At 65.2% G+C, this 19,793-nt stretch carries 18 protein-coding genes and 1 pseudogene; 13 read left to right on the forward strand and 6 right to left on the reverse strand.

Translation table 11 applies throughout. From position 1 onward, the window contains the following. Positions 1-30 precede the first annotated feature (30 nt). From EI545_RS21260 to EI545_RS00985, 3 genes are all read left to right on the forward strand, one after another. Positions 31-201: a hypothetical protein gene (locus EI545_RS21260; RefSeq protein ID WP_164517172.1), complete on the forward strand. Its 171-nt coding sequence runs from the start codon at positions 31-33 to the stop codon at positions 199-201. A 4-nt stretch (positions 202-205) separates the two neighbouring features. After that, positions 206-1,387 carry a vWA domain-containing protein gene (locus EI545_RS00980; protein WP_125323728.1) on the forward strand — a complete coding sequence of 394 codons (1,182 nt, stop codon included), beginning with the start codon at positions 206-208 and terminating at the stop codon, positions 1,385-1,387. 113 nt (positions 1,388-1,500) lie between these two features. Beyond that, on the forward strand, positions 1,501-2,199 hold the full coding sequence (locus EI545_RS00985) for a M48 family metallopeptidase (RefSeq protein ID WP_125323729.1): 699 nt from the start codon (positions 1,501-1,503) through the stop codon (positions 2,197-2,199). Positions 2,200-2,203: 4 nt separating this feature from the next. Here the strand turns inward: EI545_RS00985 and EI545_RS00990 are convergent, their stop codons facing one another. Further along, positions 2,204-2,746 carry an RSP_2648 family PIN domain-containing protein gene (locus EI545_RS00990; protein WP_125323730.1) on the reverse strand — a complete coding sequence of 181 codons (543 nt, stop codon included), beginning with the start codon at positions 2,744-2,746 and terminating at the stop codon, positions 2,204-2,206. After that, entirely contained in the window at positions 2,743-3,960 is a 1,218-nt protein-coding gene (locus EI545_RS00995) for an RSP_2647 family RNA methyltransferase (RefSeq protein ID WP_164517173.1), read from the reverse strand. The genes EI545_RS00990 and EI545_RS00995 overlap by 4 nt, the downstream gene beginning before the upstream one ends. A gap of 120 nt (positions 3,961-4,080) precedes the next feature. Here EI545_RS00995 and edd point away from each other — a divergent pair, with 120 nt between their 5' ends. Further along, positions 4,081-5,886: a phosphogluconate dehydratase gene (edd, locus tag EI545_RS01000; protein ID WP_125323731.1), complete on the forward strand. Its 1,806-nt coding sequence runs from the start codon at positions 4,081-4,083 to the stop codon at positions 5,884-5,886. Between the two features lie 270 nt (positions 5,887-6,156). After that, positions 6,157-6,798 carry a bifunctional 4-hydroxy-2-oxoglutarate aldolase/2-dehydro-3-deoxy-phosphogluconate aldolase gene (gene eda / locus EI545_RS01005; protein ID WP_125323732.1) on the forward strand — a complete coding sequence of 214 codons (642 nt, stop codon included), beginning with the start codon at positions 6,157-6,159 and terminating at the stop codon, positions 6,796-6,798. Here eda and EI545_RS01010 read toward each other — a convergent pair. Continuing rightward, positions 6,788-7,062 (reverse strand): annotated as a pseudogene (locus tag EI545_RS01010) (hypothetical protein). The gene eda and the pseudogene EI545_RS01010 overlap by 11 nt on opposite strands. Continuing rightward, positions 7,049-9,865: a [protein-PII] uridylyltransferase family protein gene (locus EI545_RS01015; protein ID WP_125323733.1), complete on the reverse strand. Its 2,817-nt coding sequence runs from the start codon at positions 9,863-9,865 to the stop codon at positions 7,049-7,051. Before EI545_RS01015 ends, EI545_RS01010 begins: the two are co-directional and overlap by 14 nt. 290 nt (positions 9,866-10,155) lie before the next feature. Between EI545_RS01015 and EI545_RS01020 the strand changes: the two genes are divergently transcribed. The 5 genes from EI545_RS01020 to EI545_RS01040 all read left to right on the forward strand — a co-directional run bounded on the left by EI545_RS01020 (position 10,156) and on the right by EI545_RS01040 (position 14,674). After that, on the forward strand, positions 10,156-10,671 hold the full coding sequence (locus tag EI545_RS01020; protein ID WP_125323734.1) for a DUF2852 domain-containing protein: 516 nt from the start codon (positions 10,156-10,158) through the stop codon (positions 10,669-10,671). Between the two features lie 139 nt (positions 10,672-10,810). Next, on the forward strand, positions 10,811-11,686 hold the full coding sequence (locus tag EI545_RS01025) for an arginyltransferase (protein ID WP_125323735.1): 876 nt from the start codon (positions 10,811-10,813) through the stop codon (positions 11,684-11,686). A 14-nt stretch (positions 11,687-11,700) separates the two neighbouring features. Beyond that, a complete protein-coding gene (locus tag EI545_RS01030; RefSeq protein WP_174258165.1) occupies positions 11,701-12,090 on the forward strand; it encodes a VOC family protein in 390 nt (129 codons plus the stop codon). A 176-nt stretch (positions 12,091-12,266) separates the two neighbouring features. Further along, positions 12,267-12,887, forward strand: a complete 621-nt coding sequence (locus EI545_RS01035; protein WP_125323737.1) for a TRAP transporter small permease subunit — start codon at positions 12,267-12,269, stop codon at positions 12,885-12,887. Continuing rightward, positions 12,884-14,674 carry a TRAP transporter large permease gene (locus EI545_RS01040; RefSeq protein WP_125323738.1) on the forward strand — a complete coding sequence of 597 codons (1,791 nt, stop codon included), beginning with the start codon at positions 12,884-12,886 and terminating at the stop codon, positions 14,672-14,674. The genes EI545_RS01035 and EI545_RS01040 overlap by 4 nt, the downstream gene beginning before the upstream one ends. 199 nt (positions 14,675-14,873) lie before the next feature. On the opposite strand, the gene EI545_RS01045 is transcribed toward EI545_RS01040, so the two are convergent. Beyond that, positions 14,874-15,980 (reverse strand): TRAP transporter substrate-binding protein, encoded by a 1,107-nt coding sequence (locus EI545_RS01045; protein WP_125323739.1) that lies wholly within the window; start codon positions 15,978-15,980, stop codon positions 14,874-14,876. Positions 15,981-16,284: 304 nt separating this feature from the next. Here EI545_RS01045 and EI545_RS01050 point away from each other — a divergent pair, with 304 nt between their 5' ends. After that, on the forward strand, positions 16,285-16,683 hold the full coding sequence (locus EI545_RS01050; protein WP_125323740.1) for a VOC family protein: 399 nt from the start codon (positions 16,285-16,287) through the stop codon (positions 16,681-16,683). Between the two features lie 107 nt (positions 16,684-16,790). After that, positions 16,791-17,699 carry a calcium/sodium antiporter gene (locus EI545_RS01055; protein WP_125323741.1) on the forward strand — a complete coding sequence of 303 codons (909 nt, stop codon included), beginning with the start codon at positions 16,791-16,793 and terminating at the stop codon, positions 17,697-17,699. On the opposite strand, the gene EI545_RS21265 is transcribed toward EI545_RS01055, so the two are convergent. Then, positions 17,689-17,856: a hypothetical protein gene (locus EI545_RS21265; RefSeq protein WP_164517174.1), complete on the reverse strand. Its 168-nt coding sequence runs from the start codon at positions 17,854-17,856 to the stop codon at positions 17,689-17,691. The genes EI545_RS01055 and EI545_RS21265 overlap by 11 nt on opposite strands. 169 nt (positions 17,857-18,025) lie before the next feature. Between EI545_RS21265 and EI545_RS01060 the strand changes: the two genes are divergently transcribed. Then, complete coding sequence (locus EI545_RS01060) at positions 18,026-19,780, forward strand: acetolactate synthase 3 large subunit (RefSeq protein ID WP_125323742.1); 1,755 nt, start codon at positions 18,026-18,028, stop codon at positions 19,778-19,780. Positions 19,781-19,793: the final 13 nt, after the last annotated feature.

Here is a 19,793-nt window from a genome sequence, read left to right on the forward strand (position 1 = left end):
GGGCGACTGACCCCGGCACATGGGGGCACAATGTTCGTAATCGGCGGTCTGGTTCTGGGGGCGATCGGCGGCGCGCTGACCGCGCGGCAGCGCGGCGGCAAGGCTGCCGACATCGCCCAATATGCCGCCGGTTTCGGCATTGCCTTCGGACTTGCGGGCCTGTTCCTGACGCTGATCCTCGACCGGCTGCTGCTGGGCTAGGCGCATGTTCCTCCCATTCTTCCAGACCTTGCGGGAAGAGGGGGTACCGGTTTCCCTGCGCGAATTCCTCGCCTTTCTCGAGGCGATGGTGGCCGGTGTTGCCACCTATGACCCCGAGGGGTTCTACCACCTTGCCCGCACGGTGATGGTCAAGGACGAACGCCACATCGATCGCTTTGACCGCGCCTTCGCCCGCAGCTTTGCGGGTTTGGAGGCGATCACCCCAGATCAGGTGCTTCAAGCCCTCGATCTGCCGAAGGAATGGCTGGAAAAACTGGCCGAACGGCATCTGACGGCTGAGGAACGGGAAGCGATCCAGGCGCTTGGCGGCTTTGACAAGCTGATGAAAACCCTGCGCGAACGGCTGGCCGAACAGAAGGGCCGCCATCAGGGCGGGTCGAAATGGATCGGCACCGCAGGCACCAGCCCGTTCGGCGCCTATGGCTACAACCCCGAAGGCGTGCGGATCGGCCAGGACGAAAGCCGCCACCGCCGCGCCGTCAAGGTCTGGGACCGGCGCGAGTTCCGCAATCTGGATGGCGAAGCCGAGATCGGCACCCGCACCCTGAAACTCGCCCTGCGCCGCCTGCGCCGCTGGGCGCGTGAGGGCGCGGCCGAGGAGTTGGACCTTGACGGCACGATCCGCGCCACGGCGGCGCAGGGCTGGCTGGACGTGCAGACCCGACCCGAGCGCAGAAATGCGGTGAAAGTCCTGCTCCTTCTCGACATCGGCGGATCGATGGACCCGCATGTCAAGGTGATGGAAGACCTCTTCACCGCCGCCAAGGCCGAGTTCCGGCATCTGGAGGTCTTCTACTTCCACAACTGCCCCTATGAGGGCCTCTGGCGTGACAATCGCCGCCGCTGGGATGCGCAAAGCCCGACGTGGGACGTGATCCGCACTTATGGCCCGGACTGGCGCCTGATCATCGTCGGGGATGCAGCGATGAGCCCCTATGAAATCACCCACCCCGGCGGTGCCAACGAACACTGGAACCCCGAGGCGGGGGCGGTCTGGCTGCAACGGATTTTCGCACAGTGGCCGCATTATCTGTGGATCAACCCGGTGGCCGAAACGGATTGGGGCTACACCCAATCCACCCGCCTGATCCGCGAAATAGCTCAGAACCGGATGGTGCCGATGACACTGGACGGGCTGACGCGGGGGCTCAAGGACTTGCGCTGATCCACCCCGGCAGGCGCGGTGCAACGCCCGGTCCATGGCGCGCCGACTCTATTTGCAGCGGACGGATGTCGCAGTGGCTTTGCCAGCGGTCAAAGCGTGACTATATCCGTCGCATGACCAAGTTCATCCCCCTCCTTCTGGCCATCGGTTACGCCGTCCTGATGCTGCGGTTTTCGATGTGGCGCACCAAGCGGATGCTGGACGCGCAGTCCAAACCGCTGACCGACCCGTCGATCACCCGGCTTGCCGACCGGATGGCCGCCGCCATGGACCTGCCCGAGATCAAGGTGAACGTGTTCGAGGTGGAACCGGTCAACGGCCTTGCCGCCCCCGATGGCCGGATCTTCCTGACCCGCGGCTTTCTGAACCGCAAGGCGCGGGGCGAGGTGTCGGCCGAAGAACTTGCCAGCGTGATCGCGCATGAGTTGGGCCATGTCGCGCTGGGTCACATGCGCCGCCGGATGATCGACTTCACCGGCCAGAACGCTGTTTTCATCATGCTGTCCGCCGTGCTGAACCGCTTTCTGCCCTTCATCGGCATCTGGATTGCCAACTTCCTTGCAACCGCGCTGATGGCCCGCCTGTCGCGGCGTGATGAGTTCGAGGCGGATGCCTATGCCTCGGCACTGCTCATCAAGGCCGGGATCGGGACCGCACCGCAAAAATCGCTGTTTCGCAAACTTGAGGCGCTGACCTCGAACCATGCCGAAGGCGTGCCCGCCTGGATGCTGAGCCACCCTAAAACCGCCGAACGCATCGCCGCAATCGAAGCGAACGAGGCGCGCTGGATGAACGCCAAGCAGATTTCCTGACGCGTCAATCCGCCATGGCCTTGGCCAGCCGGTAAAGCCGCACCCGCTTCAAAAGCCCCTTCAGGGCAATGGGCTGGCCCGAGATGGCCTCGGCCTTCGCACGCACAGCTTCGACCACACGCGCCATCGCGTCGGGGTTGCCTGACTGCAGCTCCCACAGAAACCCGTCCGGGTCGCGCCGGGCGATGCCTTCGCTGGCCAGCACATGGCCCGGAAAGTCCTGCGCATTGAACGTCACGATGGCATCGGCACCGCTGGCAATGGCCGTGGCCAGCACATGCACGTCATTGGGGTCGGGCAACAGCAAGCGCGCCTCGATCTCGGGCCGTTCGCGGGTGACGGCTTTGGGAAAGGCCGCGCGGAAACTGGCCGCCTCGCCTGCCGCTATCGTTGGTGCCTCCGGGCCAAGCTTGGCCGTGGCAAGTACCCATTCCCGCAAGATGCGGTCGGACACCACCGGCTCGTACAGCCCCGCTTCCGCCGCGCCCTGCAGGATCTCGCGCAGGACCGTCGGGTACAGCACGCAGGCGTCAAGGACAGCCTTCATCCGTCCAGCCGGAACGCCAAAGCCTTGAGGTAGGACGACTCCGCCAATTGCGGCAACACCGGATGGTCCGGCCCGGCAAAACCGGTGTAGATCAGCTGCGACCGCCGCCCACCGCGCCCAATACCTCGGGCACAAGCGTTGCGAAACGCCTGCAGGTCCGCCGCATGGCTGCAGGAACACAAGACAAGGTATCCGCCGGGGGCCACCAACGGCGCGGCCAGCCTTGCGATCCGCTCATAGGCGCGCAGTCCCGCCTCCAGCGCCGGTTTTGCGGGCGCAAAAGCCGGCGGGTCGCAGATCACCACATCAAACCGCGCGCCTTCGGTGCCAAGGCTTTCCAGCACGTCAAAGGCATCGCCCTGCCGCGTGCTGAACCGGTCGCCAAAGCCCGAAGCCCCTGCCCCCGCCTCGGCCAGCGCCAGCGCCGGAGCCGAAGCATCAACCGCCAACGCACGGGCCGCACCCCCGGCAAGGGCGGCAAGCCCGAACCCGCCGACATGGGCAAACAGGTCCAGCACGGCGGCCCCCTTGGCCAGACACGCGGCAAAGGCGTGGTTTTCGCGCTGGTCAAAGAACAGCCCGGTCTTCTGCCCACCCATCAGGTCGGCCATATAGACCGCCCCGTTCATCGGCACCTGCACCGGCCCTGCCGGAGCGGCACCATGAACAACCGCCATTTCCTCGGCCAGCCCCTCCAGCCCCCGCACCCGGCCCTGCCCGTTCTTGATGACCGTGGTCACCCCCGTCACCGCCACCAGTGCCGCGACAAGCGCGTCAAGATGCGCCTCGGCCCAGGCGGCATTGGGTTGCACGACGGCAACGTCGCCAAAGCGGTCGATCACCACGCCGGGCAGACCATCGGATTCGGCATGCACCAGCCGGTAGAACGGCTGCGGGTAAAGCCGCGACCGGTGTGCCAACGCGCGCGCCAGACGCCCCTCGAACCACGCCTGATCGACCACCGCGTCAGGATCACGGTCCAGCATCCGGGCAATGATCTTCGACTTGGTGTTGACCGTGACCAGCCCCAAAGGCCGCCGCTCGCCATCCTCCAGCACGGCCAGCGCGCCGGGGGCCAGCGATTGCGTGCGCCGGTCGGTCACCAGCTCATCGGCATAGACCCATGGAAAACCATGGCGGATCGCCCGGGCCTCGGCCTTGGGCTTGAGGCGGACGGTTGGCATCTGGCGGGGGTTCGGGCTATCATCATCCATGACCGTCCCATACCGGGTTCCCGGCGCTTGCGGAAGCCAGAAGCTGCCCCGGCGCGTTGGCGCCGCTTGTTAGCGCTAACAGACTCTGCTACACACCCCCTGCAACCTTTCGGAGGGATCATGTCGCTGCACCCCACCATCGCCCAAGTCACCGCCCGCATCCGTGCAAGGTCCGAAGCCAGCCGGGGCACCTATCTGGACCGGATGGCCAAGGCAGTGTCGGCAGGACCGGTCCGCGCGCATCTCAGCTGCGGCAATCAGGCCCATGCCTATGCCGCAATGGGATCGGACAAGGGCGCGCTGGCAGCGGCCAAGGTGCCCAACATCGGCATAGTGACCGCCTACAACGACATGCTCTCCGCCCATCAACCGTTCGAGCGCTACCCCGACATCATCCGCGCCGCCGCCAAATCATCGGGCGCGACGGTGCAGGTCGCAGGCGGCGTGCCAGCCATGTGCGACGGTGTGACTCAAGGCCAGCCGGGGATGGAGCTGTCGCTCTTTTCCCGCGACGTGATCGCCTTGGCCGCAGGCGTCGCGCTTTCCCACAACTGCTTTGACGCCGCCCTCTACCTCGGCGTCTGCGACAAGATCGTGCCGGGTCTCATCATGGCCGCCGCCACCTTTGGCCATATCCCGGCGGTCTTCGTGCCTGCAGGCCCCATGCCCTCCGGCATCCCTAATGACGAAAAATCCCGCGTCCGTAACGCCTATGCCGAAGGCAAGGCCACGCGGGAGGAACTCATGGCCGCCGAGATGGCCAGCTACCACGGCCCCGGCACCTGCACCTTTTACGGCACCGCCAACACCAACCAGATGCTGATGGAGTTCATGGGCCTCCACCTGCCCGGCACCAGCTTCGTCAACCCCGGCACCCCCCTGCGGGAGGCGCTGACCACCGCCGCCGTCCACCGCGCCGCCGCGATCACCGCACTGGGGAATGACTTCCGCCCGGCGGGCGAAATCCTGGACGAACGCGCCTATGTCAACGGCATCGTCGGGCTGATGGCCACGGGCGGGTCCACCAACCTCGTCCTCCACCTCCCCGCCATGGCACGCGCCAGTGGGGTGCTGCTCGACCTGCAGGACTTCGCCGACCTCAGCGAAGCCGTGCCGCTGATGGCCAAGGTTTACCCCAACGGTCTGGCCGACGTGAACCACTTCCACGCCGCCGGGGGCCTGCAGTTCCTGATCAGCCAGCTGCTGGATGCCGGGCTCCTCCACCCCGACGCCAAGACCATCGCCGGGGACGGGCTGGCGCTCTACCGGCAAGAACCCGTTCTGGACAACGGCCGCCTGACCTGGCGCGATGGTCCGAAGGCGAGTCTCAACGAAAAGATCGTGCGCCCCGCCGCCGACCCGTTCGCCCCGCAAGGTGGCCTGAGGCAACTGGCAGGCAACCTCGGGCGCGGGGTCATCAAGATCTCTGCCGTCGCAGCTGACCGCCATGTGATCGAAGCCCCCGCCCGCATCTTCAACACCCAGGATGCCGTGAAGGCCGCCTTCAAGGCGGGGGAGTTCACGACGGACACCATCGTCGTCGTCCGCTTTCAGGGCCCGCAAGCCAACGGGATGCCGGAACTCCACTCGCTGACGCCCACGCTCAGCATCCTGCAAGACCGGGGCCTTCGCGTGGCGCTTGTCACCGATGGCAGGATGTCGGGCGCATCGGGCAAGGTCCCGGCCGCGATCCATGTCGCCCCCGAGGCCGCCTGTGGTGGCCCCCTCGCCCGCCTCCGCGACGGCGACCTTGTCCGGCTTGACGCCGACGCAGGCACGCTGACCGCCCTTGTCCCCGATTTCGACAGCCGGGTGCCAGTGACCGCCGACCTTTCGGCCAACGAACACGGGATCGGACGCGAGCTTTTCGCCGCCTTCCGCCGCAACGTAGGCTCTGCCGATACCGGGGCGGCGCTGGTCCTTTAGACCGGAACGCCCTTCGATCAACCTGCGCCTCCGGCGGGGATATTTTAACCAGAATGAAAGGCTTGGAGAGCAGACTGGAAGTACGGTACAGGCGGGGACGCCGATGACCGTCCAGTGTGAAAGGCCCCCTGCCTCCCCCCGCGCAATCGGGCCCGAGGTGGGGGGTCAGCCCCTCCCCTCTCTTGCGTTTTCATTCTGGCCCAAATATCCCCGCCGGAGGCTCCGACCCATCCGCATCCCCGCCGCCGGGGCCTTGAAGGAGCCTGACCCATGACCCCCGCCGAACAATCCCGCCAGGCCGCCGAAATCTGCCGCCTTGCCCCCGTGGTCCCGGTCCTTGTGATCGACGATCTCGCCCATGCCCGCCCCTTGGCCGAGGCTCTGGTCGCCGGTGGCCTGCCCGCGCTTGAGGTGACCTTGCGCACCCCCGCAGCGCTCGACGCCATTCGGGCCATGGCCGAGGTGCCGGGTGGGGTGGTCGGGGCCGGCACGCTCCTGACACCCGCCGATGTGAAGGCCGCCAAGGCGGCAGGTGCCAAATTCGGCGTCAGCCCGGGCGCGACCGACCGGCTGATCGCCGCCTGTGAGGATGCGGGCCTGCCCCTGCTGCCCGGCGCGGCGACGGCGTCCGAGATCATGGCGCTGCTGGAAAAGGGCTACACGGTCCAGAAGTTCTTCCCCGCCGAACAGGCCGGGGGGGCGGCGTACCTCAAGTCGATCGGATCACCCATCCCGCAGGTCAGTTTCTGCCCGACGGGCGGGATCAGCCTGAAGCTTGCGCCGGACTATCTGGCGCTGAAAAACATCCTTTGCGTCGGCGGCAGCTGGGTCGCGCCAAAGGACGCGATGGCGCGCGGCGACTGGGCCGAGATCACCCGTCTTGCCCGCGAGGCAGCGACGCTCAGCCGTTGATGCCCTGCCGGGCGGCCCGTCCCCCCCGGCGACGGGGTTGGTCGGGCAATGTCAGCGCCTCGGCCAGAACCGCTGTCATCGGATGCGCTGGCCCCCCTGCCCATAGGCGGCGATCAACGCCCGCGCCGCGTCGGGGACCGACAGCCCCGCAGGCAGCGACAACGCCCAGTCGACGAAGATCGACCGGCATTCCGCAGCACTGATCCCGTCGATCCGGTAGCTTTCCCGCACCAGACCCTTCGGGTCGGCCTCAGTCAGGTTCATCGCCCGTCTCCCCATCCTTGCCCCCGGAAACTCCGGCGGCCTCATCCGTGCCGACCAGCCGGTCAATCGCCTCTGCCGCTGCAACCACTGCCGCCGCAACCTCGGCTGCCAGCGCGTCAACGGTCGCAGCCCCCGTCTCGTGCAGGACAAACGCCCGCCCGCCTTCTCCGATGCCATCCATCTCCAGCGCGCCCTCGGTCAAAAGGCGTGAGGCCGCATGCAACCGCCACAGCAGCCTGTAGGCGGCAAGCAGCGCCTGCGCGTCCGATTGCGGCATATGGCGGCCAAGCCCCGCCCCTATCTGGCGTTCCACACCTCGCGCCGCACTGCCCGTCAGCAGCGCCAGCGTCTGCGCCGCAAGCTCGATATCCATCAACCGGCCCGCGCCATTCCGTGCGTCCCAGACCCCCTGCGCCGGTTTGGCCGCCTGCAGACGCGCCCGCATGGCCGCCACATCGCCACGGACCTTGGCGCCCGTCCCCTTGGCGGCCAGCAGCGTCCGGCGGAACCCCTCCACCTCGGCCCCAAGCGCGCCGTCTCCCGCCAGCACCCGCGCCCGCGTCAGCGCAAGGTGCTCCCAGGTCCAGGCCTCGGTCTCCTGATAGGTGGTGAAGCTGTGCAAGCTGGTCGCCACCGGCCCCTGCCGACCCGAGGGGCGCAGCCGCATGTCGACCTCGTAAAGCCGGCCCTCCGGCATCTGCGCCGTCAAGGCGGTGACCAAGGCCTGCGTCAGCCGCGCGTAATAGGGCCGGGTCGCAAGGGGCCGCGGCCCGTCCGAGGTTTCCACCCCATCCGCGTCATAGATGACGATCAGGTCCAGATCCGACCCCGCATTCAACCGCGCCGCCCCGATCGAGCCCATGCCGACCACAACCGCCCCGCGCCCCGGCATCGCCCCATGCTTGCGGGCGAAATCGGCAGTGACCAGCGCCCAAAGCTCCGACACCACCGCCTCGGCCAGATCGGCATATTGCTTGGCCGCCTCGAACCCGTCGATCAGCCCGCGCAGATGGTGCACGCCCACCCGGAAATGCCATTCCTTCATCCAGCGCCGGGCCATGTCCAGCCGCGCCTCGTAATCCGCAGCCAGACCCAGCCGTGCCGCAAGTTCCGCGCGCAAGCCAGCCACCCCCGGCCACAGGCCCCAGAAGCTGCCGCCGATCACCCCGTCCAGCACCGCCGCGTTGCGCGACAGATAGCGCGCCAGCCCGGGCGCTGACCCGGCGATGTCGATGATCAATGCCACCAGCTGCGGATTGGCCTCGAACAGCGCGAAGATCTGCACACCCGATGGCAGGCCCGCCAGAAACCCGTCCAGGGCAACCAGCGCTTCGTCCGGATGGGCGGCGCGGTCCAACTCGTGCAACAGCCGGGGGCGCAACCGTCGAAAGATCGCCCGCGCCCGGTCTGACCGCAGCGCAGGATAGCTTTCCCAGCCCCGCGTGATCGCCCGCGCGGTTTCCGTCAGCTCCGGCCCCGCCTCCGCCTCGCCCGGCGCAAAGAACCCTTCAGTCAGCCGGTCGGTACGCTGCAGCCGGTCCAGAAGATCGCGGCGAAAGCTGGCTTCGTTCTGCCCGCAAAAAGCGGCGATGCGGGCCACGCCCTCAGGCGTTGGCGGCATCAGGTGGGTTTGCGCGTCATTCACCATCTGCAACCGATGCTCCACCTCGCGGTGGGCGCGGTAGAGGTCGGTCAGCTCCTCGGCAACCTCGGGCGGCACCCAGCCCTTCCCGGCAAGCGCCGCCAGTCCGCCGACAGTGGTCCGGTCGCGCAAGTCCGGGTCCCGTCCCCCGGCAATCAGCTGACGGGTCTGGGTGAAGAACTCGATCTCGCGGATGCCACCCGCCCCCAGCTTCATGTTGTGACCTTCGATGGTGATCGGCCCATGCAGGCCACGGTGATCGCGGATCCGCAGGCGCATGTCATGCGCGTCCTGGATCGCCACGAAATCCAGATGCTTGCGCCAGACAAAGGGGGTCAGGGTCCGCAAGAACCGCTCCCCCGCCGCCAGATCCCCCCCACAGGGCCGCGCCTTGATATAGGCCGCCCGCTCCCATGTGCGGCCTTCCGCCTCGTAATAGGCCTCGGCCGCGGCCATCGACAGGCAGACCGGGGTCACGCTGGCATCGGGGCGCAGACGCAGATCGGTGCGAAAGACATAGCCATCCGTCACATCCGACAAGATCGCCGTCAGCCGCCGGGCAACCTTGATGAAGACCGCCCGCGCCTCCTGTTCGACACCCTCATAGCGGGTCTCGTCAAACAGGCAGATCAGGTCGATGTCCGAGGAATAGTTCAGCTCCCCCGCCCCCATCTTGCCCATGGCCAGCGCCACCATGCCCCCTGCCGTCGCCGCATCCTCCGGCGTGGCGCCCGGCAGCTTGCCCCGGCGGATCGCCTCGCCAACCTCAACCGTCAAGGCCAGATGCACCGCCCGGTCGGCCAACCGCGTCAAGGCTCCGGTCACCACCTCCAAGGGCCAGACACCGCCAAGGTCGCAAAGCGCCGCAAGCAGCGCCACCCGCCGCTTGGCCTGCCGCAGGGCCCCCGGCAAGGTCTCGGACGTAGCAGCCCCGGGCCCGGCCAGCACCGCCTCCAGCGCCGCCTCGGGGTCGGCCACCGCTTCCTCCAGCCAGCCCGCCTCGCGCAGTATCAGGCCACGCAGATAGGGGCTGCACCCTGCCGTGGCAGCCAAAAGCCCGCTCACTTCCGGCCCAAGGTCAGGCAGACAAGACCGCAGGTCTGCCGCGGCAGCAGGGTCGAAGGCGATCGGCTGGCGGGTGATGCGGCGGGCAAGGCTCATGCCACAAACCTTGCGCCGCGCAGACACGACCGGTCAACCATCTGCCTGCCAACCCCCAAATTGCTCTTTTCCAAATACTCCCGCCGGAGGCGTGTGGCCAAGCCTGCTGCACCTTGGTGCAGCGGGCGAGACAAAAGTCTTGCGGCGGAACGCCGCTCCGCTTTGCAGCCGCCGTTGACGGAACGCCCCCATGTAAAATACTTTTACATTACCCCTTGAAGGACAGGCCCTGACATCGCATCTTGCATCATGTGAAGATCATTTACATCACACCACCAGGAGACGCGCCCATGCACACCTACTCCGAAACCGCCCGGACCGGCGGGTTCCGCACCACCCTCCGCCGCGCCGAGGCCTGGCTCGACCAGTACGGCCGCAAGGGCTGGATCGCCGCGATGGTCCTTGCCTTCGTTCTGTTCTGGCCCATCGGCCTTGCACTTCTTGCCTACATGATCTGGGGAAAACAGATGTTCGCACGCTCTTGCGGCCAAAGCCGCCACCGTAATGACCAAAGCTGGACCCGCCACGCAGATCGCGTTGGTTCTGCCACCGGCAACCATGCCTTCGACAGCTACAAGGCCGAGGCGCTGCGCCGTCTGGAAGAGGAACAGGCGGCTTTTGAAGCCTTCCTGCAGCGCTTGCGGACCTCGAAGGACAAGTCAGAGTTTGACGCCTTCATGGAAGACCGCGCCCGCAGCACCGCTTCCCGGGAGACTGGTGAAGATGGGGCCGAGGATACATCTCCTTCCGCCAAAGGCGACACTGCCGCCAAGCCTGCGGGTGAAGCCCGCCCCGGCGAATACTGATCCGCAAGGCCCATCCCGCACGCTGCGGGGTGGGCCGCCTTTCACCTCGCAAGGGGGTTCTGTTACAAAAACGAGACAGCGCTTGGCGGAACGCTGCAGGCTTGCTAGGCTTTCGTCACCTTGTTCTGTGCCGGTCCCGATGCGCCATACCCTTCCCCTCGCCCCCCAGTTCTATGTCACGGCCCCCCAGCCCTGCCCCTATCTCCCGGGCCGGATGGAGCGAAAGCTGTTCACGGCGCTGCAGGGCGAACATGCGCAAAAGCTGAATGACACCCTGTCCAAGCAGGGCTTCCGCCGCAGCCAGAACGTGCTTTACCGCCCCTCTTGCGCCGAATGCTCCGCCTGCCTGTCCGCGCGCATCCGGGTGGCCGACTTCGTCCCCTCCCGCTCGCAGCGCCGCATCCTGAAACGGGCCAGCACGCTGCGCCGCAACGCCACCAGCCCCTGGGCGACCGAAGATCAGTTCACCCTCTTCCGCCGCTACCTCGACCGCCGCCACGCCGATGGCGGGATGGCTGACATGGACATCTTCGAATTCGCCGCGATGATCGAAGAGACGCCGATCAAATCGCGCGTCATCGAATACACCCGCCCCCCAGCCGAGGATGAACGTGGCCGCCCCCTCGCCGCCGTCTGCCTGACCGATGTCTTCGACGACGGCCTTTCCATGGTCTACAGCTTCTACGACCCCGACCTCGCCGACCTCAGCCTTGGCACCCATGTCATCCTTGACCACATCGCCATCGCCCGGGACGCCGGCCTGCCTTACGTCTACCTTGGCTACTGGGTCCCCGGCAGCCGCAAGATGGGCTACAAGGCCGGGTTCTCCGCGCTGGAGATCTACAAGGCCGGCGAATGGCGTCCGATGGGCGACCCCGCCAGCCACCGCGCCGAACTGCACCCGCTGTCCGTGGATCCCATCGCCGAACAGGTCGCGCGCATCAACCTTCCCGACACCCGTGGCGATGGCCAGGGCACATCCCGCCGCCCGCAGGAACCCTGGACCGGCGCCTGAGCCGTGGCATAACCTTGGCCCCCCACATCTCGGCCCTTGCTCTGGTCGTGCCCGACTATGACAGCGCAATCGCCTTCTACGTCGGCAAGCTGGGCTTCCGGCTGACCGAGGACATCCCCCAAGGCCCCAAGCGCTGGGTCACGGTCGAACCCCCGGGCGGTGGGGCGCGGCTGGTGCTCGCCAAGGCCGAGGGCGACCGCCAGACCGCCGCCATCGGCAACCAGACCGGGGGCCGGGTTTTCCTGTTCCTGCAGACCGATGACTTCGCCCGCGACCATGCCGCCTTCACTGCCGCAGGCGTCGTTTTTGAAGAAGCACCCCGGCATGAACCCTACGGCACCGTTGCCGTCTGGCGTGACCCTTTCGGCAACCGCTGGGACCTGATCGGCCCGGTTTCTGCCTGACGCAACGCCACAAGGCGCAACCCGGACTTGCGTGCCAAGACCCTTCGGGGCATCCTGCGACCAACGCATGACAGGGTTGACCGGCAGGCATGACTTGCTGTAATTGGCCAAATAAATTTACCAGTTGAAACGGTCACCCGGCCAACGGCGGACCACCCAGGGGAGGGGAACACCGGATGCAGGCATTGCTTGCCCTGTCGCGGGGCATCGACCGCGTCAACGCTTTCATTGGCAAGGCGGTGATCTGGTTGGTGCTCCTTGCCGTCCTTGTCAGTGCCGGCAATGCCATCAGCCGCAAACTGTTCAACCTGTCGTCGAACTCATGGCTGGAACTGCAGTGGTACCTCTTCGGGGCCGCCTTCATGGGGGCCGCCGCCTACACGCTGCAACAGAACGAACACATCCGGATCGACGTCTTCTACGCCAGCCGCAGCCGCAAGACCCAGCACTGGATCGACCTTCTGGGCCATATCTTCTTCCTCTTGCCCTTCGTCGTGCTGATGGCCTGGCTGCTTTGGCCCTATACGGTGCAGGCCTTTTACTCCGGCCAGATTTCCACCAACGCAGGCGGCCTGATCATCTGGCCGGCCCGGGCGATGCTGCTGATCGGCTTCATAATGCTGGTGTTTCAAGGCCTTGCCGAAATCGTCAAGAAGATCGCCGTCATGCAAGACCTGATCGAAGATCCCCATCCCTTCCAATCCGCCCAGGACCAAGCCTTGAAAGAGGTTGAGGAACTGGCCGCCGAAGTCGCCGCCGCCGAAGCCCTGAACCGCAAGACCGAGGTGCAGAAATGATCGAGGTTCTTGCCCACAACATGGCTCCGATCATCTTCGCAAGCTTGGTGATCTTTCTGCTCATCGGCTACCCGGTCGCGTTTTCACTGGCGGCGAACGGGCTGATCTTCTTCGTCATCGGCGTCTGGCTTGCCCCCTATTCCAACGGCGAGATCACACTCGACTGGCCGCTCCTCGGCACCATGCCCCAGCGGTTATGGGGCATCCTGTCGAACGAGACTTTGCTTGCCATTCCCTTCTTCACCTTCATGGGCATCATCCTTGAACGAAGCGGCATGGCCGAGGATCTCTTGGACACGATCGGTCAGCTTTTCGGGCCGATTCGCGGTGGCCTGGCCTTCGCCGTCATCCTTGTCGGCGCGCTTCTCGCCGCGACCACCGGCGTTGTCGCGGCAAGCGTCATCGCAATGGGCCTGATCTCGCTGCCGATCATGCTGCGCTATGGCTATGACCGGCAGACGGCAACCGGGGTCATCGCGGCCTCTGGCACGCTTGCCCAGATCATCCCGCCGTCGCTGGTGCTGATCATTCTGGCTGACCAGCTTGGCCGGTCGGTCGGTGACATGTACCGCGGCGCGATGATCCCCGGCCTGATCCTTACCGGCATGTATATGGGCTACATCTGCATGATCGCGATCTTCCAGCCGCACCGCGTGCCCGCCCTTCCGCCCGAAGCGCGGACGCTGGGCGGCGGGGTTACCTCGTTGTTGCTGGCGCTGGCTGTGGGTGTGGGCATTGGCTATGCCACGCACATCTGGGCCTATGAAGACTGGGGCAACAATGCCGACGTGCTCGGTGCCACCATCGGCGTGCTTGTCGTTTACTTCTACGCGCTGGCGGATCGTTATCTGGGCATCAACCTGCTGTCGCGCCTGGCGCAGCAGGTCATCATGGTGCTGATCCCGCCGCTGGCGCTGATCTTCCTTGTGCTTGGCACCATCTTCATCGGCCTTGCCACCCCGACCGAGGGCGGCGCGATGGGGGCCTTGGGGGCCATGATCCTCGCCTGGGCCAAGGGGCGCTTCAAGTTCCCGGTCCTGCAGTCGGCGCTGCTTGCCGCGACCCGGCTGTCGGCCTTCGTCATGTTCGTGCTGATCGGCGCGCGGATGTTCTCGCTCACCTTCTACGGCGTGAACGGGCATGTCTGGGTCGAAGAACTGCTGACCGGTGTTCCCGGCGGCCAGCTTGGCTTCCTTCTGGTCATCAACGTCATCATCTTCATCCTCGGCTTCTTCCTCGACTTCTTCGAGATCGCCTTCGTGCTGATCCCGCTGCTGATCGCCCCGGCGCAGACCCTGGGGATCGACCTGATCTGGCTGGGCGTCATCATCGGGGTGAACCTGCAGACCTCGTTCCTGACACCACCCTTCGGCTTTGCCCTGTTCTACCTGCGCTCGGTCGCGGCGAAGGTGCCCTATCTGGACAAGGTCACCGGCAAGAAGATGGACGGGATCAAGACCGGTGAGATCTACAAGGGCGCGATCCCCTTCATCATCATCCAGGTCTCGATGATCTTCATCGTGGTCTTCTTCCCGCAGATCGTGATGCATTACAAAGGCCCGGTGGTTGACCCCTCGACGATCGAGATCACCGTACCCGGCTTTGCCCCGCTCGCCCCGCCCGGGGGCACGGGTGTCGGCAGCACGCTTGGCGCTCCGACGCTTGGTGTGCCCAACTTCGGCGCCCCGGCGGAAGGGGGTGGCGCAGTCGCCCCGGCCCCCGCCCCCGGTGGCCTGCCCGCCCTGCCCGGCGCCCCCCAGCTTGGCGCACCGGTCATCAACCCCTGACCGGCCCGCCAAGGCCGCACGAAACAAGGGCCGATCCCATCCGGGGTCGGCCCTTTTTCTGTGCGGCACAGGTTAAGACTTTCTGAAGTAATGCGCGCAAGCCCTTGAAATCAAAGGGCCTGAACCCTCGTCCCTGCCCGGGACATGAAAAAGGCCCCGGGGTTTCCCCCGGGGCCGTCTCAGTTCAGGTCTAACGGGATCAGAGCTTGCCAGCCTGCTGCTGGGTCATCATGAAGACGTCATAGTTGTACTCGGCGATCTGGGCCCACAGATAGGCGTCGCGCTTGAAGGCGGTCTGGCTGTCGTGGATCTTCTTGAACGGCGCGTTGGTGGCGCTGATCTCGGCATAGACCTCCTGCGCGGCCTCATAGGCGGCTGTCAGCACGTCCTGCGGGAATGGCCGCAGCTGCGCCCCGTTCGCCACCAGCGACTTCAGCGCCGTCGGGTTCTTGTGGTCATAAGACGCCATCATGTTGGAGTTTGACGCCTCACAGGCCGACGACAGGATTGCCTTGTAGGCCGGCGTCAGCTCGTTCCACTTGGCAAGGTTGACCATGGTCGACAGCGTCGGCCCGCCTTCCCACCAGCCGGGGTAGTAGTAGAAGGGCGCGACCTTCTGGAAGCCCAGCTTTTCATCGTCATACGGCCCGACCCATTCGGCCGCGTCGATGGTGCCCTTTTCCAGCGACGGATAGATATCCCCGCCGGCAATCTGCTGCGGTACGACTCCCAGCTTTTCGATGACCTTGCCCGCAAAGCCCCCGATCCGCATCTTCAGGCCCTGCATGTCGGCCAGAGAGTTGATCTCTTTCCGGTACCAGCCGCCCATCTGCACGCCCGTGTTGCCGCAGGGCAGGTAGTGCAGGTTCTGGGTGTTGAAGAATTCGTTCATCAGGTCGATGCCGCCGCCGTAATACAGCCAGGCATTCATCTGGCGGTAGTTCAGGCCGAAGGGCACCGTGGTCCCCAGCGCATAGGTCGGGTCCTTGCCCCAGTAGTAGTAGCTGGCGGTATGGCAGGCTTCGACCGTGCCGGCGGAAACGGCATCGGCGGCTTCCAGACCAGGGACCAGTTCGCCCGCCGGGAAAATCTGCAGCGTGAACTTGCCGTCCGTCGCTTCTGACACGTATTTCGACATCGTTTCGGCCGCACCATAGATGGTGTCGAGCGATTTCGGGAAGGACGAGGTGACCCGCCAGGTCACTGTCGGCGCTTCCTGCGCGATGGCCGGGGCGGCCAGTGTCGCCGCACCGGCAGCGGCCACGCCGCCAACGGACGCCTTGGTCAAGAATGAACGTCGATCCATGCAGTACTCCTCCACTATTGGCCCCCCGGATTCGTCGCGACCCGCGCTAGGCACATATCAGATGGGAACCCTAGCCAAGGTTCTTCAAGATGAGAACCCAAAACTGCATCTATCCGCTGCATTCTGGTCAAGTTACCTTACCAAAACGTCAAGTCATCCCCCACAGCTCGCCTGTTTACGCTATCACGGCCTGCCAGAGGCTGCCCTGACAAACCATCGCAAACACTTGCCAACCTCCCAAGCTTTCGCAGACACAGGTTGAGCGAATCATTGCCCCGAACCTCAAGACAGATCGGACGACTGCATGTTCAGCTATGTCTCGCTTGGAACGAACGATCTTGCGCGCGCGATGCGGTTCTTTGATGCCGTCCTTACCCCGCTTGGTCATCAGCGGGTCGAAGACTATGACCCCGAAGATCGCTCCGCCGCCTGGGGGCTGGACGATCCCGGCCCGCATCTTTGGGTGACCCAGCCGTTTGACGGCCAGCCCGCCACCGTGGGCAACGGTACCATGGTGTCTTTCCTTGCTCCCGACCGCGCGGCGGTGGACGCGTTTTACGCTGCCGCCCTTGCCCATGGCGGGGCCGACGAAGGACCGCCCGGCCTGCGCCCGCAGTACGGCCCGAATTTCTATGCCGCCTATGTGCGCGACCCCGACGGCAACAAACTGAACGCGGTGTGTTACCAACCGGCCACAGCTTGACCCCACCGTAACAGCATCGTTCAAAGCAGCAGCAAAATCCGCCCCCTGCCCCTTGCAATCGAGGCGCTGCAGACAAACCTCCCCCCAAACCAAATCGGGGAGCCATCTTGACCTATCTTCTGTTCACTCTCGGCCTTGCCATGCTGTTTTTCGGCGGCGAGGCACTGGTCCGCGGCGCGTCAGCCGTCGCGCGGCACTTCCACCTGTCGCCCATGGTCATCGGCCTGACCATCGTCGGCTTCGGCACCTCGGCGCCCGAACTTCTGGTGTCCTTGCAAGCCGCTTGGGAAGGCAAGCCCGAAATTGCCATCGGCAATGTCGTCGGCTCCAACATCGCCAACATCCTGCTGATCCTTGGCATTTCGGCGCTTATCGCACCCCTGGTAATCCCTGCGCGGCGGATGTGGCGCGACCTTGCCTTCATGCTGGCCGCAACGGCAATCCTCTGGGCCATGCTTCTGGGCACAGAGATCACCCGGACCTATGGCGCGATCCTGTTCGCGGGTCTGCTCGTCTTTCTCGGCAGCACGTTCTTCTTCGGCAAGATCGATCCCGAGCCGAACCAGCCCGAGGAAAACCAGCTCAAGGCCTGGGCCTATACCATCGGCGGGCTGGTCATCCTGGTGATCGGCGCGCGGTTTCTGGTCAACAGCGCGGTCGAGATTGCCACCGCCTTCGGCATCTCGCAGGCGGTGATCGGACTGACCATCGTTGCAGTTGGCACCTCGCTGCCGGAACTGGCAACCAGCGTCATCGCGGCCTACCGCAAACAGACCGAGATTGCCGTGGGCAATATCGTCGGGTCGAACGTGTTCAACATCTTCGGCATCCTTGGCATCACCGCCCTTGTGGCGCCGATCCCGGCCGATCCGCGCTTTGCGGCGATCGACATGCCGGTGGCGGCTGCTGTTGCGGTGGGTCTGACCGTGCTCGCCTTCCTGCTGAACGGTCTGCCCCGCGTGGCCGGCGCGCTTCTGCTGGTGGCCTATGGCGGCTACATCTACTTCATGGCCTGAGTCTTCCCGCAAAGGCATCGACCCGGCCCGGCGCTTTCCCTGCGCCGGGCCTTTTCTTGCGAAAGTTGCGCAGCGCGACAGCCTGTCGCAACAATAGTTCAAGAATGCCGGTCGATTGCGACATTTTCGGATTGCAAATCCCGTTGACGCCCGGCATATCGGCCCCTACTGTTCCAACCGAACATGCAGGGGATAGGCCAATGGCCAGAATTCTTGTCATCGTAGGAAGGACGCGCATGGGCCGGTAACGGTTGACCATACAGGTTCCCATGCGCCCCCGAAGGAAACTTCCGGGGGCTTTTTGTTGCGCTGAAGGAGAGATGGAAATGTCGAAGCAGATGACCGGTGCGCGGATGGTGATCCAGGCCCTCAAGGATCAGGGGGTTGAGGTCGTGTTCGGCTATCCCGGCGGTGCCGTGCTTCCGATCTATGACGAAATCTTTCAGCAGAACGACATTCGCCACATCCTTGTCCGCCACGAACAAGGCGCCGTCCACATGGCCGAAGGCTATGCCCGGTCAACCGGCAAGCCCGGTGTTGTGCTTGTGACCTCTGGCCCCGGGGCGACCAATGCCGTCACCGGTCTGGTCGATGCGCTGATGGATTCGATCCCGCTGGTCGTGCTGACCGGTCAGGTTCCGACCTTCATGATCGGCACCGATGGCTTCCAGGAGGCTGACACTGTCGGCATCACCCGCCCCTGCACCAAGATGAACTGGCTGGTGAAGGACACGGCGAAGCTGTCGGAAACCATCCACCAGGCCTTCCACGTCGCGATGAGCGGGCGGCCCGGCCCGGTGCTGATCGACATCCCGAAGGACGTGCAGTTCGCCACCGCCGACTACACGCCCGCCGACAAGATCAAGATCAGCCATTACCAGCCCCGCACCGAAGGCGACCCCGCCCAGATCGCCCGGCTGGTCGATCTGATCGAAAGCGCCGAACGCCCGATCCTTTATACCGGGGGCGGCGTCATCAACTCGGGCCCGCAGGCCAGCCAGCTTCTGCGCGCGCTGGCGGCCGAGACGGATTTCCCCGTCACCTCCACACTGATGGGCCTGGGGTCCTACCCCGCCTCGGGCAAGAACTGGGTCGGGATGCTGGGGATGCATGGCCTGTACGAGGCCAACCTTGCGATGCACGGCTGCGACGTCATGATCAACATCGGCGCCCGGTTCGATGACCGGATCACCGGGCGGATCAAGGATTTCAGCCCGGGGTCCAAGAAAGCCCATATCGACATCGACCCCTCGTCGATCAACAAGGTCATTCGCGTCGATGTGCCAATCGTCGGCGACATCGCAAAGGTGCTGGAGGAGGTGCTGCGCCAGTGGCGCGCGCGCGGCAGCCGCACCAACAAGGCGGGCCTTGCCAAGTGGTGGCAGCAGATCGACCAGTGGCGCGCGGTGAAGTGCCTGACCTACAAACCCTCCACCACCACGATCAAGCCGCAATACGCGCTGGAGCGGCTTGAGGCGCTGACCAAGGGGATGGACCGCTACATCACGACCGAAGTCGGCCAGCACCAGATGTGGGCCGCGCAGTTCCTTGGCTTTGAAGGCCCGAACCGCTGGATGACCTCCGGTGGCCTTGGCACCATGGGCTACGGCTTGCCCGCCTCCATCGGCGTGCAGATCGCCCACCCCGAAGCCTTGGTCATCAACGTCGCCGGTGAGGCGTCGTGGCTGATGAACATGCAGGAAATGGGCACCGCCGTGCAATTCCGCGCGCCGGTCAAGCAGTTCATCCTGAACAACGAACGCCTTGGCATGGTCCGCCAGTGGCAGGAACTGCTGCACGGCGAGCGGTACTCCTCATCATGGTCGGAATCCCTCCCCGATTTCGTCAAGCTGGCCGAGGCTTTCGGCTGCAAGGGCATCAAGGTTGACCGCCCCGCCGATCTGGACGACGCGATCATGGAAATGCTGCGCTATGACGGCCCGGTGATCTTTGACTGCCTGGTGGAAAAGCACGAAAACTGCTTCCCGATGATCCCGTCCGGCAAACCGCACAACGAGATGCTGCTTGGCGATGCCGATACCCAAGGCGTGATCGGATCGAAGGGCGCGGTGTTGGTGTAATTGATGCAGGATC

It is taken from the genome of Tabrizicola piscis, from assembly GCF_003940805.1.
GTDB lineage: Bacteria > Pseudomonadota > Alphaproteobacteria > Rhodobacterales > Rhodobacteraceae > Tabrizicola > Tabrizicola piscis.